Source organism: Nitrosovibrio sp. Nv6 (genome assembly GCF_900110495.1).
Classification (GTDB): domain Bacteria; phylum Pseudomonadota; class Gammaproteobacteria; order Burkholderiales; family Nitrosomonadaceae; genus Nitrosospira.
In genome coordinates, this window is the sequence record NZ_FODX01000003.1 from 186,457 (window position 1) to 209,675 (window position 23,219).

At 55.8% G+C, this 23,219-nt stretch carries 20 protein-coding genes; 12 read left to right on the forward strand and 8 right to left on the reverse strand.

The features are described 5' to 3' along the window. Window positions 1-7: 7 nt before the first annotated feature. The 4 genes from BMX66_RS09500 (at window position 8) to BMX66_RS09515 (ending at window position 6,698) form a co-directional block, all read left to right on the forward strand. Window positions 8-712 (forward strand): N-formylglutamate amidohydrolase, encoded by a 705-nt coding sequence (locus BMX66_RS09500; protein ID WP_090881701.1) that lies wholly within the window; start codon window positions 8-10, stop codon window positions 710-712. Window positions 713-786: 74 nt separating this feature from the next. Further along, entirely contained in the window at window positions 787-2,688 is a 1,902-nt protein-coding gene (gene dnaK, locus BMX66_RS09505; protein WP_090881515.1) for a molecular chaperone DnaK, read from the forward strand. Window positions 2,689-2,747: 59 nt separating this feature from the next. Beyond that, a complete protein-coding gene (locus tag BMX66_RS09510) occupies window positions 2,748-5,171 on the forward strand; it encodes a Lon protease family protein (RefSeq protein WP_090881516.1) in 2,424 nt (807 codons plus the stop codon). A 468-nt stretch (window positions 5,172-5,639) separates the two neighbouring features. Next, window positions 5,640-6,698 carry a DnaJ C-terminal domain-containing protein gene (locus BMX66_RS09515; protein WP_199679304.1) on the forward strand — a complete coding sequence of 353 codons (1,059 nt, stop codon included), beginning with the start codon at window positions 5,640-5,642 and terminating at the stop codon, window positions 6,696-6,698. 177 nt (window positions 6,699-6,875) lie between these two features. On the opposite strand, the gene BMX66_RS09520 is transcribed toward BMX66_RS09515, so the two are convergent. From BMX66_RS09520 to BMX66_RS09545, 6 genes are all read right to left on the reverse strand, one after another. Beyond that, the gene (locus BMX66_RS09520) at window positions 6,876-8,231 is read right to left on the reverse strand and encodes a nicotinate phosphoribosyltransferase (RefSeq protein ID WP_090881520.1); all 1,356 of its coding nucleotides are present in this window, start codon (window positions 8,229-8,231) and stop codon (window positions 6,876-6,878) included. Beyond that, entirely contained in the window at window positions 8,228-8,806 is a 579-nt protein-coding gene (locus BMX66_RS09525) for a nicotinamidase (RefSeq protein ID WP_090881522.1), read from the reverse strand. Before BMX66_RS09525 ends, BMX66_RS09520 begins: the two co-directional genes overlap by 4 nt. Before the next feature lie 37 nt (window positions 8,807-8,843). Then, window positions 8,844-9,431, reverse strand: coding sequence for an HPF/RaiA family ribosome-associated protein (locus BMX66_RS09530; RefSeq protein ID WP_090881524.1), 588 nt, complete (start codon window positions 9,429-9,431; stop codon window positions 8,844-8,846). Between the two features lie 105 nt (window positions 9,432-9,536). After that, entirely contained in the window at window positions 9,537-9,977 is a 441-nt protein-coding gene (locus BMX66_RS09535; protein WP_090881526.1) for a universal stress protein, read from the reverse strand. Between the two features lie 18 nt (window positions 9,978-9,995). Further along, window positions 9,996-11,423 carry an RtcB family protein gene (locus tag BMX66_RS09540; protein WP_090881528.1) on the reverse strand — a complete coding sequence of 476 codons (1,428 nt, stop codon included), beginning with the start codon at window positions 11,421-11,423 and terminating at the stop codon, window positions 9,996-9,998. Window position 11,424: 1 nt separating this feature from the next. Next, a complete protein-coding gene (locus BMX66_RS09545) occupies window positions 11,425-11,841 on the reverse strand; it encodes an archease (RefSeq protein WP_090881530.1) in 417 nt (138 codons plus the stop codon). A 249-nt stretch (window positions 11,842-12,090) separates the two neighbouring features. Between BMX66_RS09545 and polX the strand changes: the two genes are divergently transcribed. The 3 genes from polX (at window position 12,091) to BMX66_RS09560 (ending at window position 15,438) form a co-directional block, all read left to right on the forward strand. Further along, window positions 12,091-13,845 carry a DNA polymerase/3'-5' exonuclease PolX gene (gene polX / locus BMX66_RS09550; protein ID WP_090881532.1) on the forward strand — a complete coding sequence of 585 codons (1,755 nt, stop codon included), beginning with the start codon at window positions 12,091-12,093 and terminating at the stop codon, window positions 13,843-13,845. Window positions 13,846-13,993: 148 nt separating this feature from the next. Beyond that, window positions 13,994-14,623, forward strand: a complete 630-nt coding sequence (locus tag BMX66_RS09555) for a phosphoribosyltransferase (RefSeq protein ID WP_090881534.1) — start codon at window positions 13,994-13,996, stop codon at window positions 14,621-14,623. A gap of 314 nt (window positions 14,624-14,937) precedes the next feature. Next, window positions 14,938-15,438: a hypothetical protein gene (locus BMX66_RS09560; RefSeq protein ID WP_090881536.1), complete on the forward strand. Its 501-nt coding sequence runs from the start codon at window positions 14,938-14,940 to the stop codon at window positions 15,436-15,438. Window positions 15,439-15,513: 75 nt separating this feature from the next. Here the strand turns inward: BMX66_RS09560 and nrtS are convergent, their stop codons facing one another. Beyond that, window positions 15,514-15,741, reverse strand: coding sequence for a nitrate/nitrite transporter NrtS (gene nrtS / locus BMX66_RS16140; protein WP_177168770.1), 228 nt, complete (start codon window positions 15,739-15,741; stop codon window positions 15,514-15,516). Between the two features lie 264 nt (window positions 15,742-16,005). On the opposite strand from nrtS, the gene BMX66_RS09565 reads away from it, so the two are divergent. Genes BMX66_RS09565 through BMX66_RS09575 form a run of 3 tightly spaced genes read left to right on the forward strand, consistent with a single transcriptional unit; the run spans window position 16,006 to window position 20,464 of the window. Continuing rightward, complete coding sequence (locus BMX66_RS09565) at window positions 16,006-16,716, forward strand: ABC transporter ATP-binding protein (protein ID WP_090881538.1); 711 nt, start codon at window positions 16,006-16,008, stop codon at window positions 16,714-16,716. Beyond that, window positions 16,713-19,298 carry an FtsX-like permease family protein gene (locus BMX66_RS09570; RefSeq protein ID WP_090881540.1) on the forward strand — a complete coding sequence of 862 codons (2,586 nt, stop codon included), beginning with the start codon at window positions 16,713-16,715 and terminating at the stop codon, window positions 19,296-19,298. Before BMX66_RS09565 ends, BMX66_RS09570 begins: the two co-directional genes overlap by 4 nt. Further along, window positions 19,298-20,464 carry a lipocalin-like domain-containing protein gene (locus BMX66_RS09575; protein WP_090881542.1) on the forward strand — a complete coding sequence of 389 codons (1,167 nt, stop codon included), beginning with the start codon at window positions 19,298-19,300 and terminating at the stop codon, window positions 20,462-20,464. Before BMX66_RS09570 ends, BMX66_RS09575 begins: the two co-directional genes overlap by 1 nt. 423 nt (window positions 20,465-20,887) lie before the next feature. Here the strand turns inward: BMX66_RS09575 and BMX66_RS09580 are convergent, their stop codons facing one another. Beyond that, the gene (locus tag BMX66_RS09580) at window positions 20,888-21,793 is read right to left on the reverse strand and encodes a LysR family transcriptional regulator (RefSeq protein ID WP_090881545.1); all 906 of its coding nucleotides are present in this window, start codon (window positions 21,791-21,793) and stop codon (window positions 20,888-20,890) included. A gap of 179 nt (window positions 21,794-21,972) precedes the next feature. Between BMX66_RS09580 and BMX66_RS15650 the strand changes: the two genes are divergently transcribed. Together BMX66_RS15650 and BMX66_RS09585 are read left to right on the forward strand one after the other, a co-directional pair. Continuing rightward, window positions 21,973-22,128 (forward strand): hypothetical protein, encoded by a 156-nt coding sequence (locus BMX66_RS15650; RefSeq protein WP_158593402.1) that lies wholly within the window; start codon window positions 21,973-21,975, stop codon window positions 22,126-22,128. Window positions 22,129-22,257: 129 nt separating this feature from the next. Continuing rightward, window positions 22,258-23,073, forward strand: a complete 816-nt coding sequence (locus BMX66_RS09585) for a methane monooxygenase/ammonia monooxygenase subunit C (RefSeq protein ID WP_090881547.1) — start codon at window positions 22,258-22,260, stop codon at window positions 23,071-23,073. The last annotated feature ends 146 nt before the right edge of the window (window positions 23,074-23,219 follow it).

A 23,219-nucleotide genomic window follows, 5' to 3' on the forward strand; every position in this document is an offset into this window, starting at 1 on the left:
GGCAGCCTTGACTGATATATTCCACTTTTTGATTACCTGCGAACATGGCGGCAATCGAATTCCACAATGCTACCAGCAATTCTTTGGCGGCTTTGAGTCTTTGCTGCGCAGCCATCGCGGCTACGACCGCGGCGCCCTGCGCATGGCGAAGGAGCTTGCGAAGGCGCTTGACGCTCCTTTGTTTGCCGCTGCCACAAGCCGTCTGCTAATCGATCTCAACCGCTCGGTCCACCATCCGCAACTTTATTCCGAGGCCATTCGATTTGCGCCGGCCGCGGTCCGTTGCGAGATTCTGACACGCTACTACATGCCTTATCGCACCTCGGCCGAGGCCAGTATTGCCGAGGCGATTGGACGCGGCGAAAAAATCATCCATATCTCATCACACAGTTTCACGCCGGAACTCAATGGACAAATCCGCAATGCCGATATCGGCCTGCTTTATGATCCGTCACGACCTCACGAGCGGGATTTGTGCAGGCGGTGGCGGACAAACCTCAAAGCGTGCGCCCCCGGCCTGATGGTACGCCGCAACTATCCCTACGCGGGCAGGGCTGACGGTTTTGTTACTTACCTGCGCCGCCGTTTTTCCGCAGATACCTATATTGGAATAGAGCTGGAAATCAACCAGAAACATGTTCTTGAGGGCGGTCCTCAATGGCGTGAATTGCGAAGGGTGATACTTGAAACACTTCAGAAAGCCGTTGCATGAACTATCATGTAGTAGGAGCTTTTACAGTCGCACTTGTTTATTTTATGTAGCGAATCAGAAATTTCGGGAGGTATATGGCTATCATTGGTATCGACCTCGGCACTTCCAACTCTGCAGCCGCGGTTCTACGCGGCGGACGGCCGGTTATTATTCCCAGCGCCGAGGGTATCAGCATCGGTGGCAAAGCGTTCCCCAGCTACGTCGCGCTTACCGCCGACGGGCAGATTCTGGTAGGCGAGCCGGCACGGCGCCAAGCGGCGGCAAATCCGGAAGGAACCGCCAGCGCTTTCAAGCGCAGGATGGGCAAACGGGAAATCATCCGTCTAAGAGAACGCGAATACTCGCCGGAACAGCTCTCTGCTTTTTTGTTGCAGAAGATCAAGCGCGATGCCGAAGCCTTTCTGGGTGAAGCCGTGGCAAAAGTCGTGGTGACGGTGCCTGCTTATTTCGACGACAATCAACGCTCCGCAACCAAGGACGCATGCCGTATTGCCGGGCTCGAGGTTGTACGCCTCGTCAACGAACCGACGGCTGCTTCACTGGCTTACGGGCTGGACCGGCTGGGCCAGGAATTGCGCATCGCCGTGATCGATCTGGGCGGCGGCACGCTGGACGTTACTATCATGGAATTTGGCAAGGGCGTGTTCGAGGTCAAGGCCACCAGCGGCGACACCCAGCTTGGCGGCACTGACATGAACCAGCGTATTTTTGAGCATCTGGTGGAGCGCTTTCATATGGCTGTAGGCGTGGACGTGCGTAATGATGCCAAGGCGGCGGCACGCCTGCTGGAAGCGGCGGAAGCAGCAAAGATCGAACTCACCGCCAACATCACTACCCACATCAGCCTGCCCTATCTTGCCACCGTGAACGGCGAGCCTCGTCATCTTGAAATGGATCTGAACCGCACCGAACTGGAACGTCTGGTGCGCCCGGTGATCGAGCGCTGCCGCGGCCCGGTTGAGCAGGCTCTGCATGACGCTGGCATTGCTCCTCGAGATGTGGACCGTGTTGTATTCGTTGGCGGGCCGACTCGCATGCCGGTCGTGCACGCCTACTTCGAGGAGCTCTTCGGGCGCAAGGCGGAGATGGGGGTAGACCCGATGGAATGCGTAGCTGCCGGCGCCGCAATTCAAGCCGGGGTGCTGGCGGGAGAGGTAAGCGGAATCGTGCTGGTGGATGTTACACCGCTTACGCTGGGAGTGGAAACATTGGGCGGAATCGCGACTTCCCTGATTGGCCGTAATACCCCCATCCCGGTTAAACGCACTGAAACTTTTACCACCGCAGCCGATATGCAGACCAGTGTCACCGTACATGTCTTCCAGGGCGAACGCCCCATGGCCGCCGACAATGTCAGTCTGGGCGAATTCAATCTGGATGGCCTGCCGCCCGCACCCCGCGGCGTTCCCAAGATCGAGGTGACCTTCGACATTGATTCCAACGGCATTCTCGGTGTTTCCGCACGTGATGTGGCGAGCGGCAAGTCGCAGTCCATCAGCATATCCGGTTCTACCAGACTTTCCGAGGATGACAAGAAACGCATGGTGGATGATGCGGCGCATTATGCCGAGGCTGACAAGAAACGGCGCGATGATGCGGAAAAGCTCAATGCCGCCGACGCAACATGTTACGAGGCTGAGAAAATGCTTGCCAACTTTACTGACAAGCTCACCGATGAGCTGAAAAAAAGGGTTGAATCAGCCTTGCGCGAAACAAAAGAAGCTTTGGTCAGAAAAGACGTTTCCCTCGCCACCGAGAGAGCCGAGGCATTAAAAAAGGCGCTGAAGGAGGCAGGGGCCACACTCTATGCGCAATCCGGCCAGGCCCAGAAAGGGGCGCCCTATGGGGAAACCCGCTGGGAAGGACCGGAACAGCCTCCCAATGTAGACACAGCAACAGGTGAACCGCGGCCGAGCGGATCCGGTCCGCGCGGCAAGGTGGTGGATGCCGAGTATCGTGATAACGAAAACAGATAAGCTCCATGTCCTGTGCAGCATAACAACTAATAAGACGGCATTGCCGTTACCCGGAAAAAATGACAACTCTTTCTCCACTGGACCATCAACTGCTCCGCAGCCCGTGCGACCCCGATCAGCTTGGATTTCAAACCACGGCAGATCTGGAGGATCTGACGGAAATCATCGGGCAGGTACGCGCCATGGATGCAGTGCACTTCGGCGCAAGCATTCGTCATGAGGGTTACAATCTTTTCGTGCTCGGACCATCGGGCATGGGAAAAAAGAGCTCGGTGCAGCAGTTCCTCGAAAAAAAAGCGCATGACGAGCGAGAACCGGACGACTGGTGTTATATCAATAACTTTACCCAGCCGCACAAACCCCACGCGCTCCGAATGCCATCCGGCAGGGGAGAGGAGTTGCGCCAGCACATGGAGAAGCTGGTGGATTATTTGCGCAGTGCAATCCCCGCGCTGTTTGAAAGCGATGAGTATCGCGCCAAGACGGCGGCAATCCAGGCGGAGTTTCACAAGCGGCAGGAGGATATTTTCAAGGGACTGGGTGATGACGCCGAAAAGCAGGAGGTCACTCTGCTGCGCACACCCGAGGGATTTGCTTTTGCCCCGACTCGCAACAAGGAGGTGATTCCACCGGACGAATATGAAAAACTGCCGGAAGAAGAAAGAAAGCGGATAGAAACCGCTATTGCCGAGTTGCAGGAACGTCTGGAAAAGATCCTGAGCCACGTGCCGCAATGGCGGAGAGAACGCAGTGAGCGGGTCAAGGAGCTCAACCGTGAAATTGCGCTATCTGCGGTCGAGCATATGATAGATGAATTGCGCGCCATTTATGCCGATCTGCCCGAGGTGCTGAAATATCTCGATGCGGTACAACAGGATATGGTGGAGCATGTGGACGATTTCCGCAAACAGGAAGAGTCCGCCAATATTTCCGGCATGACTATCGTCACCCGCCAGACGTTCCACAACTATCAGGTGAATGTACTGGCAACGAACGGTAAAAAAGCTGGGGCACCCATCATCAGCGAAGATAATCCAACCTACACGAATCTTATCGGACGAGTGGAGCATATTGCCCAGCTTGGCGCGCTCGTCACGGATTTTACCTTGATCAAGCCCGGTGCGCTGCACCGGGCGAACGGCGGCTATCTGCTGCTGGACATTCGCAAAGTGCTGGTGCAGCCATTCGCCTGGGAAGGGCTTAAACGGGCGCTGCAATCCCGTGAGATTCACATTGAATCCCTGGGGCAGATGTACAGCCTGATCAGCACTGTGTCGCTGGAGCCGGAACCTATCCCACTCGATGCCAAAATAGTTCTATTCGGCGATCGTCTATTCTATTACCTGTTGCAGGAATACGATCCGGAATTCAGCGAACTGTTCAAGGTGGCGGCGGACTTCGAGGAGCGCATCGAGCGCAGTGCAGATACGCTTATGATGTATGCACGCCTGATATCCGCACTGACCCGGAAGGAAGCGTTGCTGCCTTTCGACCGCAGCGGAGTGGCAAGAGTCATCGAGCACAGTGCGCGCCTGGCTGGCGATGCGGAAAGGCTCTCCATACACATGCGCAGCGTGGCCGATTTACTACGCGAAGCTGATCACTGGGCCCGGGAAGCCGGTCATGAGGTGGTTGCCGCCGGTGACGTGCAGCGGGCTATCGATACGCAGATCCGCCGGCAGGATCGCTTGAAAGACCGGCTGCATGAAGAAATACTGCGCGGCACCCTGATGATTGATACAGAGGGTGCGGTAGCAGGCCAGGTCAATGGCCTCTCGGTGATCGTACTGGGTAATTTTGCCTTTGCCCAGCCGACCCGGATTACCGCCACCACCCGCTTTGGCGACGGAGAACTGATCAATATCGAACGTGAAGTGAAGCTCTCGGGCGCCATTCACTCCAAGGGGATACTGATTCTCTCCTCTTTTCTGGCGGCGCGCTATGCCAGGAACCAGCCGCTTGCGCTGTCCGCCAGCCTGGTGTTCGAGCAATCCTACGGGATGGTCGAGGGTGATAGCGCCTCTATGGCCGAATTGTGCGCGCTGCTTTCCAATCTTGCGAGCGCACCGATCAATCAGGCATTCGCCGTGACCGGGTCGGTAAATCAGCTTGGGCAGGCGCAGGCAATCGGCGCAGTGAACGAAAAAATAGAGGGGTTCTTCGATATCTGCGCGGCCAGAGGATTAAACGGTGAACAGGGTGTGCTGATCCCCTCGACGAACGTCAAGCATCTGATGCTGCGCCAGGATGTAGTGGCGGCTGCCAAGGCCGGACAGTTCCATATATACCCAATCGAGAATGTCGATCAGGCTATTGGCATCTTGACGAATTTGCCAGCCGGGGAGCCCGGCGACAGTGGAGAATATCCCGAAGGCAGTCTCAATCAAAGGGTTGCGGCGCGACTGAACGAGCTGACGGAAATCAGTAAATCATTCCTGCTGCAACTTGAAAAAAAACTGGGCGAAGAGAAGAATCCGGATTAATCCTTTTTATCTCTCGATCAGATCCGGCTCTCGATAAGGGCAGGCGACGCAATTCCAGCCCCTCTCAAACAAGGGAAGCAAAATCCGGTTTCAAAAATAATTTTTGCCTTTTGAGAAAGATCGAAAGAGTACATGAATATATTGATCCAGTGAGTAACTGGTAAAAATGCCATGCTGACAGAACCATTATCCCAGCGGCGTGCAAAGCGCGTCGAGTTGGCTTGGCACTGGATTCCGGGTCAAGCCCGGAATGACGAAGTTCATTGGTTGGGTGGGACTGGATTCAGGGTCAAGCCTGGAATGACGAAATTCATTAGTTGACTGGCACTGACTCCGGATCATGTCCGGGATGATGAAGCTCATTCACGGTATTTCTCGCTGAACAAATAAGATAAATCACGGTATCTTCTCATTGAATAAATAAATTCAAGGTGAACCATTATTTCTGCCCAGCGTGACTACTACGAGTTGCTAGGCATTGCCAGGAACGCCGACCAGAAGGCGATCAAGGATGCCTTCCGCAACCTCGCCCTGAAATACCATCCTGACCGCAATAAGGAACCGGGCGCCGAGGAACGCTTCAAGGAAATTGCCGAGGCTTATGCGGTATTGTCCGACCCCAAGAAGCGGGCCGAGTATGATGCGCGCGGGTTCGAAGGCGTGGCGGATTTCAGCCGGGAAGACTTGTTCAACGGTATCAATTTTGCGGATATTTTTGGCGGGCTCAATTTTGATTTTGGTGTTGAGAGTCCGTTTGATAGTTTTTTTCGGCGTCGTCGCAAAGGCCCACTGCGTGGTGCGAATATCGAGGTGGATTTGTACGTTACGCTCGAACGCGTAGCCAGCGGGGGTGAGGAAAAGGTTCGCTTTACTCGGCCGGTAACCTGTAAAGCCTGTCATGGCACTGGAGGAAAAGGTGGCGTTGCGCCCCGCAAATGCGAAACCTGCGGCGGAACAGGACGCGTTGCGTACAGCCGGCGCGAGGAAAAGGAGCATGTGCTGATTCAGCAGATCACTCCATGCTCAGCATGCCATGGGCGCGGCGTAATCAATGAACATCCCTGTCCCGAATGTAATGGCAGTGGAACAGTGGAGCAAGGGGAAACGCTTACCGTAAAAATCCCAGTGGGCGTCGAGGAAGGCATGGCGCTACGGATAACCGGAAAAGGAATGCCGGGTCCCCCACCGGATGGAATTGCCGGAGATCTGTTTGTGGTGGTTCGCTCGCTGCGCGACCCGCGCTTCGAGCGAGCGGGTGCCGACCTGCTGCGGACCGTAAGCATGCCCATCACTGGCGCGGTACTCGGTACTACACTTGAAGTACCCACACTGAACGGCTCCACCAGCGTGATCGTGCCCGCGGGCACGCAGCCCGACGCGATATTGCGCCTGGAGGGAAAAGGCTTGCCGGAGTTTGGCAGCGACCGGCACGGGGACATGTATCTTCGTATTCGATTGGAGGTGCCGGAGCATCTTACTCGTGAAGAGCGGGAATTGTATGAGCGGCTGCGCGCTATCAAAACGTAGGGCAATGAAATGGACTCTCCCTCCTGCGGCATCGAAGTGTGCCAGACTGTAGTTTCTATCCAGCAATCAACAGAAGGAGGAGTCCATTATTGCCCTACAACTTAAAATTTCCTCCATGGAGTTCGCTGTACAGTCCCTGGGAGGGCGGAACGCGTTGAGTTCGTCAGACTATGACGTTCAGGTTTGACGCCCGGATGCGCCTGAACCCTCATCCAGTTGCTTCGCTAACGTTCGCAATGATGTGGAAATTTCAACCGGGTAAGCTGGCGCCGCTTCAAGCGTTGCCAGAGGCATCGGTAACCTGGCATAGCTCGCTAATGTCCGACGACGCATTTCATCCAGCGGAATATTTTCACCAATACGTCTACCGGCCTCCATTACGGGCACGATAAGGGGTTCTCCCTCATGAAAATCATCTTCTGCGAGCGCCACAACGTCGCCAGCCATGCAGCCATCAGCGCTAGCATATTTGCGATACACCTGCTTTCGACCAGGCCAGGTGGCTTTCCCCTCCGAGCGTTTGCGCCGCGGCTTGCCGGCATACTCCTGTAACTTGTAGGCACAATCGAGCGAAGGTGCATCGCTTGATACATCCAGCGCAGTCCCTATACCAAAGCCATCTACAGGCGCGCCGGACGACAACAGCTTGTGCAGCCGGTATTCATCCAGATTCCCGCTTGCGAAAATGGTCGCTTTTTCCAGGCCCCCTTCGTCGAGTATCTGGCGCACGCACCGGGCATGCATTCCGAGATCGCCGCTGTCCAGCCGCACGCCCTTTACGCTGATTCCATCTTGTGAAAGTTTGCGGGCCAGGACGACGACTTTGGCTGCACCGGCTTCTGTATCATAGGTATCGATCAGCAAAATTACGTTGTCAGGATGACTGCGTGCAAAGTGTTCAAAAGCAGTTGTTTCATCCTCGTGTACCTGAATGTACGAATGTGCAACGGTGCCAAACAGTGGAATTTGATACATTGCCCCAGCCAGAACGGTGGCAGTGCCGGAAAACCCGGCGAGATAGCTCGCCCGCGCCGCAAGCAGCCCAGCCTCCGCCCCATGTGCACGGCGCACGCCAAAATCCACCAGCAACTTGTCGGGCGCCACCAGGACACATCGAGCAGCCTTGGATGCTATCAAAGTTTCGAAGTGCATCAGGTTCATGATGCGCGATTCGACCAGCTGGGCTTGCGGCAGTGGCGCGGTGACACGCAGGACAGGCTCATCCGGAAAAAAAAGAGTGCCTTCCGGCATCGCATGTACGTCACCGGTAAAACGAAATTGCTCAAGGTAGGCGATCAGGGAATCCCCGAAATGCGGAGCAAGCCACGTCAACTCCTCCGGTGAAAACTTCAGGTTTTCCAGGAAATCGAGCGTCTGCTCCAGTCCAGCCGCAATCATGAAATTTCGCCCCGGCGGCAGCTTGCGAACAAAAAGCTCAAACACGGCGGTTTCCTGCATGTCCTGCTCGAGGTAGCTCTCCAGCATCATCAACTGATAATGATCAGTCAACAATGGACTGGAAAGCGGGTTCACGCGGCGAGCGCTTCAAAGTCGATGAGATTCGCGCCAAGGCGCGCCATTTCCTCTAGCGCAGACCTGCTTGAGTTGACATCTATTCCGCGCACCGCGTCCCTCAGGACAAAAGTGGTGTACCGATATGTCAGGGCATCCTTGACGGTATTGAGGACGCAATATTCGGTGGCAAGACCACCGATGAACAAGCGAGAAATACCGGTCGATTGCAGCACAGCGTTCAGCTCGGTCTCGAAAAAACCAGAGTACGCGTCCTTCTCTCTGGAGGTAGCCTTGGAAATGATGTGTGTATCGCACGGAATTTCCAGGTTTGCCGGGAATGCCGCGCCCGCTGTTTGCGCGACACAATGCGCAGGCCAGGGTCCTCCTTGCTGCTGGAAGGAGCAGTGATCGGGAGGATGCCAGTCGCGGGTAGCGAAAATGGGCAATTGGCGAAAAAGAAATGCTGCAATATAACGGTTGAGGCCGGGAATGACCTCATTTCCAAGGGGCACAGGAAGGCTGCCGCCCGGCAGAAAATCGTTTTGCACGTCGACTATGATAAGTGCGTCACCGCCAGCAAGATCAGCCTTCATTGCAATCTCCGCATCACCCCTTGCAGTTCTATATTCTCTAGCGAGCCGGACCGGTCAAGCGCGGCTCTGCCTCTTCCGGTTCTTCTACGTGATGCTTGCCGGTGCTCACGCGCTTCGCCTGAAAGCCCTCACTGCCGATATCTTCAAGAAACTGCACCTCGCTGCCTTCTTCCAATTGCTCAAAATTATTGTTGGCGAGATTTTCACGATGAAAGTATAGTTCTTGCCCATCGGGCGTCGCGACAAAACCGTAACCTTCCTCCGGCATCAAACGTACCACCCTGCCGTGCAGCACAGGCGCATGCGCCTTGATTTCTCCGCGCTGGCGCCGTCCGTAGTCCTCGAGCTGACGCTTGGCGGCGCCAAAGGCATCGCGCAGCGCAACATACACATCTTCGTCCGGCTCACGGTTCACCACGAGCTCCTTCCCTGGCACCGTAATGTCGAGGCGCACATTAAACATGCGTCCCTGTTGTTTATGTTTGTGCGGAACCTCGATTACTACCCGGCACCCTATGATGTTAGGATAAAACGTCTCGAGCTTTTCCGCTTTTTTCCGGATGTGGCTTTCCAGTGCTTCGGAATGGGGAATATCGCGTGTGGTGATTTGCAATTGCAATCTCATGATTGTGTCCTCTCGACGATTCGTATTGTGCAGCCATCAGAATGAAGCGGGCTGCACATCTTCTAATAGAACTGCCTTATGATGCTGCATTACCCCATATCTGATCTAGGCACCGCGAATCAGTAACACGGGTATATGCGCTGTCCGCACTACGCCTTCGGCGACGCTGCCGAATAGAACACGGCTGAAGCCGGTACGGCCGTGGGTGCCGATTACGATCAGGTCTGCCTGCCAGCGCCTGGCCTCCTCCATGATCGCACTCGCAATGCGTTCACCGCGTGCTTCCAGCAGTTTCACCTCCACTGCCGCGCCTGCTTGCTGAACCACCGTTTGTGCTTGTGCCAGTATTTTTTTGCCCGTGCTCGTTATTGTTTCCTTCATTTCCGCGTAATTGATATAACTATCGGCATCCATAAGGCGAATGTCCCCCATGATATGCACCAACTCCAGCTGAGCGCTTTGTTGCTGGGCAAGCCGAATTGCTTCCTGTAGCGCGCGCTCCGAAGTTGGACTGCCGTCGACCGGAACCAGAATACGTTGATACATGATCCTCCTCTGTAAAAATTATCCCTTGACACACACTTTTGGTTTAAGGAAAGCGACCCTGCGCGCGAGCCCCGCTTGTTCCGTCGCCTCTGCAACCAGATCAACATCCTTGTAAGCGCCTGGCGCTTCTTCCGCCACACCTCGCATCGACCGCGTGCGAATCAGGATGCCCTGTTGCGCAAGTTGGTCCACCAGTGCGCGGCCTTTCCAGCGCGCCAATGCCTGGTGGCGGCTCATGGCGCGACCTGCACCATGGCTTGCGGAGGCGAATGCCGGGTTTCCGCTGGCGCCGGCAAGAATGTATGAGCCGGTCCCCATGCTCCCGCCGATGACGACCGGTTGGCCTACCGCACGATAGCGTTCGGGTAATGTCGGATGACCCGGGGCAAATGCGCGTGTTGCCCCCTTGCGGTGTACATGGAGCAATCTGGGCTTTCCGTCGATTTCATGCGTTTCTGCCTTGCAGGTGTTGTGCGAAACATCAAACAAGGTTTCAAGCTCGGCCTGCGGATAAATATCCGTAAAGGCGGTGCGCGTCAAATGCGTCAGGATTTGCCGATTGGCAAGTGCGCAGTTGATTGCCGCATTCATCGCACCGATATATTGCTGACCTTCCGGAGATTTGATCGGCGCACAAGCCAGTTCGCGGTCGGGTAAACGGATGCCGGTGCGGCTGGCAGCTTTGGCCAGCAGGAGCAGATAATCAGTCCCGATTTGATGCCCGAGCCCGCGCGAACCGCAATGTATCGAAATCAGGATCTGCCCTTCATGCAGTCCGAAAGCCAGTGCGGCAGCCGTGTCGAAAATACGATCCACCACCTGGATTTCAAGGTAATGATTGCCGGAACCGAGCGTGCCCATCTCCCCACGCTGGCGCTTTTTGGCCAGCTCAGAGACGTTATCGGGCACAGCGCCGGTGACACGGCCATGTTCTTCAATATATTCCAGGTCCGCGGCATTGCCATACCCGTGTTGTACAGCCCAGTGCGCGCCGTTGTGCATCACCTGGTCGAGCTGCTCGGGATTCAGCTTGATTTCGCCCTCTTCGCCAACGCCAGCAGGGATGACGCGAAACAGAATATTCGCAAGTTTGGGAAAGTATGGCACAGCATCGTTCAAATCGAGGTTGCTGCGCAGGCAGCGTATACCGCAGGAAATATCGAAACCCACGCCGCCGGCAGAAATCACGCCGCCTTGTTCAGCATCAAACGCTGCGACGCCCCCTATGGGGAAGCCATAGCCCCAATGTGCGTCCGGCATGGTCATCGAGGCACCGACCAGACCTGGCAGAGAGGCCACATTGGCGGCTTGCTCCAGTACCTTATCGTCCATGCTGACAAGCAAGGGCTCGGTGCCGTAAAGCAATACTTCTGCACGTTCCTCGCCGGACTTGCGCGGCAGGCTCCACAGGTAGGGTTGCAGTTGGCGTAACAGCTGTATATCCATATCACACGTCCACTATGCAGCGCGCTTCCCACATTGTGCCGGCTTGTTTCACCGAGAGCATGGTGAGGGTGGCGCCTTTCACTTCGACACCGCGCTCAAGGCCCGGATGCCATTTTTCCCCGAGTACCTCGGCACGCCAATGATTATCGCGGTGCTGCACATGGAAGCGGCTGAAAACCATGCCAAGTTCACGCGCCTTGCCCAGCAACAGATTCAGCCAGGTTACAAGGGCCAACTCGAAGTCGGCTTCTTCGAACTCCATTGTCACCGCAGTCTTTGGCTGCACCGTATCCAGCTGCGTGACAATGCCAAATACCGCTTGTGCTGCTGCCTCAAATGCCTGCTCGATAGTAGCCCCGCGTCCGATAATACCGATATCGGCATCGTGTTCGAAATAAGGTGGGGATTGGGCTAGCATAGTTAATCCCTTGGTCGTAATTCCTTCATTTAATCTCGATCTGCCATATTACCTTCAATCCAAAAACCACACTCCATATAGTAGCTATAGGAGAACCTGTTAGCGGTGTCAAGTGCAAATCGGATTGGCCTCTGCTATTTCCGGCCCCTAACCGGATTCTCTGGATGTACTACACTTTGAATCGGGAAGGCGCTTTCTGTGCCCAGCCAGTCGGGTCTGGCTGAAAAGATCAAACCGGGGAAACCTCCCATGCCGAGCCATAATGCAGACATCGCCGCCATCTTCGAGGAGATTGCCGCCCTGCTTGAGATCGAGGGAGCGAATCCGTTTCGCATACGCGCCTATCGTAATGCTGCGCGCACGATTGGCGAGCTTTCTACAGAAGCATATGTGCTGGCGGAAAAGGACGAGGACCTGACACGCCTCCCTGGCATCGGTCACGACCTTTCCGCCAAGATAAAGGAAATTGTGACCACCGATCATTGCAGCTTATTGGATCGTCTGCACGCGGAGCTTCCCCCCGCCGTTACCGAGCTTCTGAAAGTCCCCGGTCTTGGCCCCAAGCGAGTCAGGCATCTCTATCACGATCTGGATGTTCAGACTGTCGAGCAACTCTACTGCGCTGCGCGCGATGGCCGCATTCGAGTCCTGCCGGGCTTCGGCGAAAAGACCGAGCTCAACATCCTCCAGGCGGTTGAAGCACATGTCAATCAGATAAGGCGCTTCAAGCTGGCGGTCGCGGCGCAATATGCCGAAGCGTTACGATCGTACTTGGCGGCAGTGCCTGGCGTAATGAAGGTAACTGTCGCGGGCAGTTACAGACGCATGCGCGAAACCGTCGGCGATCTCGATATTGTGGTCGCGGCAACGCCCGGCAGCACTGTCATGCAGTATTTTATTGCTTATGACGAGGTTGCCGAAACGCTGGCGGCGGGCGGCACACGAGCCAGCGTTATTCTCAAGTGCGGCATGCAGGTCGACCTGCGTGTCGTACCCAGGGAAAGTTATGGCGCCGCCCTGCACTACTTTACCGGCTCCAAGGCGCATAACATTGCCGTTCGGTATATCGCTCAGAAACGAGGATTGAAAATCAACGAATATGGCGTGTACCAGGGTAAAAAACGCATCGCGGGAGACAGCGAGGAGTCGGTTTACCGTGCTGTCGGCCTGTCTTATATCCCGCCGGAACTGCGTGAAAATCGGGGCGAGATTGCGAAGGCGCGGGTTGGACGGCTACCACATCTGGTTGAACCCGGCGATCTTCGAGGCGACCTCCATGCCCACACCAAAGCAACCGATGGCCACAACACCCTCCGTGAAATGGCGCTTGCAGGGAAGTCCCGCGGCTGGGAATACCTTGCGATCACGGACCACTCACGCCGCCTTGCCTTCGCACGCGGCCTCGATCCGCTGCGGCTGGCACGCCAATGTGAAGAAATCGATGCGATTAACGAAGAACTGGAGGGTATCACCTTGCTCAAGGGAATAGAGGTGGACATCCTGGAAGATGGCAACCTCGACCTACCGGACCATATCCTGAGGCAACTCGACCTTGTTCTGGGCGCGATCCACAGCGAATTCGGGCTTTCGCGAGCGAGACAGACCGAACGTATTCTGCGCGCCATGGAACACCCCCATTTCACTATGCTTGCGCATCCGGGGGGCCGGCTCATCCAGCAGCGCGCCCCATACGACGTCGACATGCCGCGTATTATCCGAGAAGCCGGACGCCGCGGCTGCTTTCTGGAACTTAATGCTCAGCCGGACCGCATGGATTTGTTCGACATTTATTGCCAGATGGCCAAGGAAGAGGGCGTGCTGGTCAGCATCAATTCGGACGCGCATAGTACTTTTGACTTCGACAACCTGCGTTTCGGGGTTGGGCAAGCCAGGCGCGGCTGGCTGGAAAAACAAAACGTACTTAACACTCGTCCGCTCAGCGAGCTTCAAGTACTTCTCAATCGAACGATGCGGCAACCAGCAAAGGCGCCGGTCCCGCAATGAGCTGATTATTCAAATCGCTTGCCCATGCCGCTTCAACGACCGGTACGAGGAGCGCAACGAAAAACAACATGGTCAGGTTTGACGAGACTGCCTTTAAACTTTGCCCCTATTGCGCAGGAATGCAAGATGGGCATGACTGGAGATAGCCATGATTTTTGAAAATCGCATTGCAGCAGCGAAACAGCTTGTCGCTGCTCTTTCTGAATACCAAGGCAAGCACCCGTTGATTCTGGCGATTCCGAGGGGTGCGGTGCCGATGGCGAAAGTCGTCGCCGATGAACTGGACGGCGAACTGGATGTGGTGCTGGTGCATAAGGTGGGCGCACCCGGCAATCCCGAATTCGCCATTGGCGCAGTCGATGAAAGCGGATGGACCTACCTTGCGGATTATGCCGGCGATGTGGGCGCGAGTGAGAAATACATCAGGAACGAAGTCGCCGCCCAACTGGAAACAATACGGCGGCGCCGGGCACAATACACTCCCGTGCGGGAACCGATCGATCCCTCGGGACGCGTGGTTATTGTGATCGATGACGGACTTGCTACCGGCTCGACCATGCTCGCGGCATTGCATGCGCTCAGGGCAAAGAAGCCTGCAGAGCTGATCTGCGCGGTGCCCGTGGCGCCGCCCGACACGCTAGAAAAGGTGCGCGGCAACGCGGATCGGGTGGTATGCCTTTCGGCACCCGTCAATTTCCACGCGGTCGCACAGTTTTACGTGGATTTCCCGCAAGTAACGGACGAAGAGGTTATCGCCATCCTCTCCGCTTCGGGCTAGCAGCCTGTCGGACTTGAAGAATCGAAGCGAAAAAGTGACTGGGTGAGGATAGATTTTGTTGATTTTGAAGGCCAATAGTTATTCTATTGGCCGAAAAAGCGGCGAAATATGGACCAGCCAGACGCTTTTGCAGCCGATTTCCTTTAAGTCCGACAGGCTGCTAACTGCCCCTCATCCAGCTCTACCGCAGGTCCAGGCCCAACGGTTCTCGCTCATGTATCGAACATTGACTTTTTTGTCATGAGACCTAAACTGAAGAACATGCCGTCGTACCAAACGATTGCGCCAGAGTACCTAATACCAGGAACAAAATCATGATCCGTTATCCTATTGATGTGGCCACTCGCGTCAGCCCCAACCTTTCAGCGCTTATCGAAAGCCAGGTCAACGATCCGGATGCGGAGCAACCTGTAACACTAGCATCGGTGCGCGCCTTTATCACTGGCTTGCTGCCCGCTTCATTGAACGAGGCGGAGCGGTTGCATCATTTCGATATCGACGTGTCGCTGCTTGACGAACTGGATGCGCTGATCGAGGAGTTTGACGAAGATGCGCTTGCCATCGACTTTGCGCGGAGCAGTGCGAGTGAATCGCTTTCCCGTTTGATTGATGCTGTGATGAATGACGAGAATCGGGAAAATCCGCCCACGCTGGAAACGATAAAAGAGGCGATTGCCTCCGGCCTGTCTGCAAGACTGGTCGGCGATGGCGTTCTGGAGGACGACGAAGACGACGCCCTGCTCGCGGAGATTGAAACACTGATCAGGCGATACGGCGCTGACTCCCCCGCGGAGGAGTTCATACGTTACGAATAGTTCTTTACGTTACTTCCTGCCACAATACATGCATCACTGTTATCACGCTGCAATGCGGATGCCGTGGGGAAATAATTATCCCTTTTTCCTCATCCCCTGGCCATGACAGCTGACCAGGAATGGAACCACTGGAGTAATAAAAAACGAAATCCAGCGTCCAAATGTCATGGGTTCTCCCAATAGCAACGGGATCCCCTGATTTATAGCATCAAGGCATGCACCCACTACGACGGCAACCCAGATCGCGACCAATCGCGTATTTGGATCCCGTATTGAGGACTTAATCGCGTTTAAATGACGCATTGTCTCTCCTTTCCCTCTTCCTTTCGTCTCGAATTCAAATCAATCTTGCATTCCGGCGCTCCCAGATCACCCTCAAGCCGCATTACCACCCATTTGAGGCTGCCCTCAAGGGCTAACCCAGTTACAATAATAATATTTTTTCCGGATAACCGCATGCGCTGTCCTGTTATTGCCTTTTACCGCCGGCCAAGCCGGCCGGATAAAGCAATCGTTGTGAAATACGGTCTCATATCACGCTGCGCGCTGGGTGGAGTTTAATCAGTCATGCTGGAACTGCGCCATATTGGCAAAGCCTATGCGAGCGGACGGCAGGTATTGGCCAATTTGTCTTACACGCTCGGCGCCGGGGAGTACGTGGCAATCATGGGCGAGTCCGGCGTCGGCAAATCGACACTGTTGAATCTGATCGCCGGTTTGGATGTTCCGGACACGGGCGAGATATTGATTAATGGAGTCGCCATGTCGTCTTTGGATGACGATGCGGCGACGCGTTTGCGGCGCAAGGAATTCGGCTTCATTTTTCAGGCATTTCACATCCTGCCACACTTGACGCTCAGCCAGAACATTGCATTGCCCTTGCTGCTTAACGGCGCGCCGATAGAGCGCGCTGAACCGATGCTGGACGCGGTTGGTCTGGGTGGCAGAGGACACCACTTCCCCCATCAACTGTCCGGCGGAGAGCTTCAGCGCATCGCCATTGCCAGGGCGCTGGTACACCGCCCGAAACTGGTACTCGCCGATGAACCGACCGGCAACCTCGACCCCGACACCGCGCGCGATATCCTCATGCTAATGCGCAGGGAGATCAAGGCGAACGGCGCATCGGGCATTATCGTTACCCATTCGCATGCTGCCGCCGCGACGGCGGATCGGATCCTCGCGCTGACGAAGGACGGCCTGCACCCCGTGGCCCCAGCAAAAGTGGCGGATGCGGCAGCTCCGGCAGTTTCAGCAGATTCATATCAAAGTGAATGACGAAGTCAGCGAACAAGGGGACGCTGTCCCGCTGGCTGTTGTCGGGCGAATGGCAGTCTCACAGAGTACAGGCCGCGGTCGCCGTCATTGCAATTGCACTCGGGGTGGCGCTTGGGTTTGCGATTCATCTGATCAACGCCGCCGCATTCAGTGAATTTTCCGCCGCCGCCCGAAGTCTTTCGGGTCAGTCCGACCTGGAAGTGCGGAGCCCGCAAGCCACCTTCGATGAGTCAATCTATCCGGTCCTGGTGCAACGCGACAATGTTGAACTTGCCAACCCGGTATTGGAACTGGATGTTGCTATTCCAGGCAGTTCGCAGGAACGAAAAGACGGCACATTAAAAATTCTCGGACTGGATATTTTTCGCGCCTCGCTCATGGCGCCGGACCTGATCGGGATTCCGGGTGAGGACAAGCTATTCGATATCCTGGCTGATGACGCCATTTTTCTCTCCCCCGCCGCGATGGAATGGCTGGGGGTAAAGCAAGGCGATCCCTTGCCACTCCGCGTAGGAACTCAAACGATCACGCTACGGATTGCGGGCAGCCTGACACGGGCCCGCGCAGGACAGCGTATCGGAGTGATGGACATTGGCGCGGCGCAATGGCGCTTCCACCGAATTGGCCAATTGTCGCGTATCGAGTTGAAGTTGGCGCCGGGTATCGATCGGGTGGCGTTCAAGACAGCATTGGAACAGGAGCTGGAACCACGCGGCCAGTATCTGATCACGGAAACTGCTGATCAGGAAACCCGTGTCGCCAACATGTCGCGCGCCTATCGCGTCAACCTGAACATGCTCGCCATGGTAGCGCTATTCACCGGCACGTTCCTGGTATTCTCGACGCAGGCGCTATCGGTCGTCCGGCGGCGTCATCAATTCGCATTGTTGCGGGTACTCGGACTAACGCGCAGGCAACTTCTGACTCAGGTTTTATTCGAGGGAGGCGCTCTCGGCGCTGTCGGCTCGCTGGCCGGGCTTGCCCTTGGCTATGCAACCGCCGCCACCGCACTGCATTATTTTGGCGGAGACCTTGGCGGTGGATTTTTTACGGGAGTAAAACCGACCGTGTATTTTGACCCGCTGGCAGCGGCGGTCTTTTTCATTCTGGGATTAGGCATTACCTTGTTGGGCAGCGCTGCGCCGGCCTGGGAAGCGGCAACCGCCAAGCCCGCGCAGGCACTCAAATCCGGAAGCGAAGATGTCGCACTCTCGAAACTGGCCACGCCCTGGCCCGGCTTGCTTTGTCTGGCCTCGGGTGCCCTGTTTACGCAGTTGCCGCCGATTTTCGATTTGCCGGTCTTTGGCTATCTCGCTGTAGCACAATTACTGACTGGTGGCATCGTCCTCATGCCGCGGTTTGCAGCATTGGTTTTCTCTGCCGTGTCTTCTGCGGTGGACAACCGTACGTCCGGAACCGCCGGGGCCACGCCGGCACTGACGACATTGGCATTGGCACGACTGGCCAATGCACCCAATCAGGCGGCTATCGCTCTGGGCGGGGTGCTTGCCAGCTTTACCTTGATGGTTGCGATGGCGATCATGGTGGCAAGTTTTCGTGTGTCGGTCGACGACTGGCTGAAACATATTCTGCCCGCCGACATATATTTACGAACAGCCATGGGCGGAGACACACGCGGCGTGACGCCGGATGAAATGAAAGCGCTCGCAGCCATACCCGGGATCGCCCGTGCTGATTTTTTCCGCTCATCGAAATTGACGCTCGATCCTGACCGGCCCAGCATTGCGCTGATTGCGCGCCCCATCGACATGACCGATCCGGGCAATACTCTACCGATGACCGGTGAGGCAATTGCGCCCGCTTTGCTTCCGAAGGACGCGATACCAATCTGGGTATCTGAAGCGATGGTTGATTTATATGATTACACGCCGGGCAAGCAGGTTGCGTTGCCAATAGCCGATCCGGCGCCCAGCTTCGTCGTCGCGGGCGTGTGGCGCGACTACGGGCGGCAATTCGGCGCGGTACAGATGCAGCTGGCGGATTATCAAAGGCTGACGGGGGATCGGCTGGTGAACGATGCCGCGCTCTGGCTGGAAAACGGCATAACCCCTGAGCAAGTGATTGCACCCATGAGACGCCTGCCGTTCGGTGACGCGCTGGAGTTCTCCGAGCCCGGTCAGATACGCGCATTAAGCCTGAATATTTTTGACCGCAGCTTTGCGGTAACCTATCTGCTGGAAGGCGTGGCAGTGATCATCGGGCTGCTTGGCGTGGCGGCAAGCTTTTCAGCACAAGCTTTCGCACGCACGAAAGAATTCGGAATGTTACGCCATATCGGTATGACGCGCCGGCAGGTCCTCGGTATGCTTGCCGTGGAAGGCTGCCTGTTGACCGCGCTCGGGGCTGTGCTCGGTTTTGTGCTCGGCTGGTGTATCAGCCTGATTCTCGTCTTCATCGTGAATCCCCAGTCGTTCCACTGGACAATGCAGCTCAGCCTCCCGTGGAAAGGGCTGCTGGGAGTGGCACTGGTACTGATGGCGTCGGCTGCCATGACCGCGCTCGCATCAGGACGCCATGCGGTGTCTGGCAATGCAATACGTGCAGTACGGGAGGATTGGTAATGCAACCTTTTAAATGCAACCCTGCCTATGTCGATCATTCCAGCAGGCAGGAGCGCTCGGTATCCAGGGCCGCGAGAATATCATTTCAGCGGGCCAGATTTCTTGCTGCATTTTTCATCATTACCTGGTTCGGTGCCGCTATCGGTTTCGCTGCACCACCTCAGCTTTCCCCCGTGATTCAGGGCGTACCGCTTGCCTTTCCCCACGACTTTGGCGCTCATCCTGACTTTCGCAACGAATGGTGGTATGCGACAGGCTGGTTGGAAACCCCGGAAAAAAAGCCGCTCGGCTTCCAGGTCACTTTTTTTCGCGTGGCGACCCAACACGATCGATCCAATCCGAGCCGCTTTGCCCCCCAGCAACTCATCATTGCGCATGCGGCATTGTCCGATCCCGCCGCAGGTAAGCTTCTTCACGATCAAAAAAGCGCGCGCGAAGGTTTCGGGCTGGCCTATACAAAAGAGGGCAACACGAATGTAAAGCTGAACGATTGGTACTTCGTGCGAGAGGAAAATGGACGGTACGGGACAAGCATAACAGCGGATAACTTTATGCTGCAATTGTCGCTAATACCCACGCAGGCGCCGATGCTGCAAGACCTCAATGGTTTTTCGCGAAAAGGACCGCGACCGGAACAAGCAAGCTATTACTACAGCGAGCCGCAGCTGCAAGTTACGGGAACCGTCACCCGCGATGGCAAGGAAACCGCTGTCAATGGCATTGCCTGGCTCGACCACGAGTGGTCAACCGCCTATCTCGATCCTGCGGCTGAAGGATGGGATTGGGTCGGCGCAAATCTCGACGACGGATCTTCCCTGATGGCGTTTCGAATCCGCAGCAAAGATGGCAGCAAAGTGTGGGCGTATGCCGGAATCCGCGACCCGTCCGGCCGCTTCACCAAATTCGAGCCGGAGCAGGTAACTTTCGAACCCCAGCGTACCTGGCGTTCGCCTCGTACGAATGCTACTTATCCTGTGGAAATGCGCATTCGGACCGGCTCGACCGAATGGCTGCTCACCCCCCTGCAAGACGACCAGGAACTCGACTCGCGGCAATCGACGGGCTCGGTCTATTGGGAAGGCGCCGTTACCATTACCCGCGATGGTAAACCCGCTGGCCGCGGCTATTATGAAATGACTGGATACGTTGAGCCTCTGACACTTTGACGGCTTGCGTCCAGCTTCCACATGGCCGCACGTCACTTTCCCTACCGCGGCAATTGCCCAGGGATAGCCCTTCACGTTTGATAGTGGCCGCGCTGACCCCTTGATCGTGTTGAATATCCGTCACACTCTGCCCTGTTTAGAGCGTCTATCTGTAAGTCCAGGTTCTGGTCGTTGGCGAATACTTGTGATAGCCATTTTCATGAATATACTCTCTGTTTTCGCCCATCCTTATGCAGCAATGTGAATCAGCAAAAACAATGCGTTCATTGTTCGTTTTATTGTGGCGAAAAGGATCCCTTATGCAATTCAAAACCGGGAGGCGAACCTTGGATCACCAAGGCATTCTGGATTATTACATTCGCCGCAGCACGGAACTTATATCCTTACCCGATCTGGAGTCCCCGATAGTGCTTTTAAGCTAGCCTAGTCCTCATGCAGCATCTCGAAACGCTGCGCGAGAAAATCAATTAACGCCCGCACAGATGGCAGAAGCCCGCGCCGGGACGGAAACACCGCATGAATGATTTCCCGACACGGCGCCCAGTCTGGCACCAGCCTAACCAATGAACCAGCCGTCAGCTGGTCTCGCGCCATGACCATCGGCAGCTGCACTGCACCGACACCGGCCTCAGCGGCATCTCTTAGCGCGATCATGTCCGTCGTCACGAAGCGTGGCGTGTGATGAAGTGTGGCTTGTGCGCCATTCGGCCCATGCAGCATCCAGCTATGGATTTGTTGTGCAGTCCCCAGGCCCAGGCTCGGCCAATTGCCCAAAGCGGCTGGTGCAGCAGGAAAGCCAAGTTGCTGGACAAGCGCGGGGCTGGCCACCAAACATTGGCTTCGATCAGCCAGGATGCGCATAACCAGATCACTGTCCTGCAGGGGCGGTGGTCGCACACGAAGGGCGATGTCCAGTGACTCGCTGATCAGATCGACACGTCGGTTGGTCGCCTCCATCTGCACTGTGACGCGCGGATAGCGCACCATGAAATCAGCCAGCATCACTCCCACATAAGCATTCACCAGCGGTATGGGGCATGTCATCCGGATTACACCCCTGGGTTCGGCTGTTAGCGTGTCTATTGCTTCCTGGGCCCCCTCAGCTTCCACCAGCATCGCCTTGCAATGCATGTAATAAGTCTCGCCGGCGTCGGTAACTGCAAAGTGACGTGTCGAGCGCTGGATCAGGCGCACACCCAAGCGCTCTTCCAGCTTGGCGATGCGGCGGCTAAGCTTCGATTTCGGCATGCCCAGGGCCCGGCCTGCCGGAGCAAAGCCGCCATGATCCACGGCTTGGACGTAGTAATAGAGGTCGTTCAGGTCTTGCATAAGGGGCCATCCATCGTTTCAAAAATAGAACTCTGATATCTGATTTAGCAGACTACACGCCTATCCGTCTCCAGGTCTATACTCCAACCACTTGCTAATTGCAAGCAAAATACTTGTTAACTGCGTTAGTAAGAGGTCATGGAAGAAGTGGTAGTGAGTTAACCAAAAGGAGTACTGAAATGGCAACAAGACATCGAAGGTTGCGCAGCTATCCGCAAGCAGGTGTTCGTGCTTCCAGCATGCCGTCATTGCACGAATCAATGATGTATAAGTTTGGGCTGCTGGGTCTGCTTGGAATAGCACTATTCTGGAACGGCTTTCAAATCTTTGCCTGATAGGCGCAGTATTTGCAAGAGTGAATGATGTAACGCGCCTTATCCCCATAAAACATTTTAAATTTATGGAGAATAAAGGCAAATCCGCTCAAACAGTAGCGGGCAGTTAATCTAAAGGAGTACTGAAATATGGCAACAACACTAGAAACGTCAAGTAAGGCGAAGTCGGAAGGTCGGGACTACGACATGTCGCTGTGGTACGACTCGAAGTGGTACAAATTCGGTCTCATCACTATGCTGGCGGTGGCGATATTCTGGATCTGGTACCAGCGGACGTTTGCCTACTCGCACGGAATGGACTCGATGGAACCCGAGTTTGAGAAGGTATGGATGGGGCTGTGGCGGGTGCACATGACCGTGATGCCGATCTTTGCCCTGATCACCTGGGGCTGGATCTGGAAGACCCGGGATACGAAGGAGCAGTTGGACAATCTCGACCCCAAGCTTGAGATCAAGCGCTACTTCTATTTTATGATGTGGCTGGGCGTCTATCTGTTCGGCGTTTACTGGGGCGGCAGCTTCTTTACCGAGCAGGATGCCTCCTGGCACCAGGTCATCATTCGTGACACGAGCTTCACCCCGAGTCACGTGGTGGTGTTCTATGGCTCCTTCCCGATGTACATCGTGTGCGGCGTGGCCACCTACCTGTACGCCATGACCCGTCTGCCGCTGTACGCTCGGGGCACCTCGTTCCCGTTGGTGATGGCCATTGCCGGTCCGCTCATGATTCTGCCGAACGTAGGCTTGAACGAATGGGGCCATGCTTTCTGGTTCATGGAAGAGCTCTTTAGCGCTCCGTTGCACTGGGGCTTTGTGGTGCTAGGCTGGTCGGGTTTGTTTGCCGGCGGCGTTGTGGCACAGATCGTCACCCGCTACTCCAACCTGACCGACGTCGTCTGGAACGGCCAGAGCAAAGTCATCCTCAGCAACCGGATCGTACCGTAAAGAGCTAACTGAGGAATCTGAGCAGTGGCCTGAACTGCCTGAACCGCCCCGCTCCCCGTTACATCACAGGGGGATGGGGCGATTTGCAATAAGCCACAGTAAAACAGCATGCAGGGGATAACGAATACACAATTGAACCCTACCTC

Bases quoted from the DNA above. Each gene is read 5' to 3' on its own strand.
- BMX66_RS09560 (WP_090881536.1), top strand. From the start codon at position 14,938: ATGATCCGTTATCCTATTGATGTGGCCACTCGCGTCAGCCCCAACCTT.
- BMX66_RS09585 (WP_090881547.1), top strand. From the start codon at position 22,258: ATGGCAACAACACTAGAAACGTCAAGTAAGGCGAAGTCGGAAGGTCGG.
- BMX66_RS09565 (WP_090881538.1), top strand. From the start codon at position 16,006: ATGCTGGAACTGCGCCATATTGGCAAAGCCTATGCGAGCGGACGGCAG.
- BMX66_RS09555 (WP_090881534.1), top strand. From the start codon at position 13,994: ATGATTTTTGAAAATCGCATTGCAGCAGCGAAACAGCTTGTCGCTGCT.
- BMX66_RS09525 (WP_090881522.1), bottom strand. From the start codon at position 8,806: ATGAAGGCTGATCTTGCTGGCGGTGACGCACTTATCATAGTCGACGTG.
- BMX66_RS09545 (WP_090881530.1), bottom strand. From the start codon at position 11,841: ATGCTAGCCCAATCCCCACCTTATTTCGAACACGATGCCGATATCGGT.
- BMX66_RS09510 (WP_090881516.1), top strand. From the start codon at position 2,748: ATGACAACTCTTTCTCCACTGGACCATCAACTGCTCCGCAGCCCGTGC.
- BMX66_RS09580 (WP_090881545.1), bottom strand. From the start codon at position 21,793: ATGCAAGACCTGAACGACCTCTATTACTACGTCCAAGCCGTGGATCAT.
- BMX66_RS09575 (WP_090881542.1), top strand. From the start codon at position 19,298: ATGCAACCTTTTAAATGCAACCCTGCCTATGTCGATCATTCCAGCAGG.
- BMX66_RS09540 (WP_090881528.1), bottom strand. From the start codon at position 11,423: ATGGATATACAGCTGTTACGCCAACTGCAACCCTACCTGTGGAGCCTG.
- BMX66_RS15650 (WP_158593402.1), top strand. From the start codon at position 21,973: ATGGCAACAAGACATCGAAGGTTGCGCAGCTATCCGCAAGCAGGTGTT.
- polX (WP_090881532.1), top strand. From the start codon at position 12,091: ATGCCGAGCCATAATGCAGACATCGCCGCCATCTTCGAGGAGATTGCC.
- BMX66_RS09570 (WP_090881540.1), top strand. From the start codon at position 16,713: ATGACGAAGTCAGCGAACAAGGGGACGCTGTCCCGCTGGCTGTTGTCG.
- BMX66_RS09535 (WP_090881526.1), bottom strand. From the start codon at position 9,977: ATGTATCAACGTATTCTGGTTCCGGTCGACGGCAGTCCAACTTCGGAG.
- nrtS (WP_177168770.1), bottom strand. From the start codon at position 15,741: ATGCGTCATTTAAACGCGATTAAGTCCTCAATACGGGATCCAAATACG.
- BMX66_RS09530 (WP_090881524.1), bottom strand. From the start codon at position 9,431: ATGAGATTGCAATTGCAAATCACCACACGCGATATTCCCCATTCCGAA.
- dnaK (WP_090881515.1), top strand. From the start codon at position 787: ATGGCTATCATTGGTATCGACCTCGGCACTTCCAACTCTGCAGCCGCG.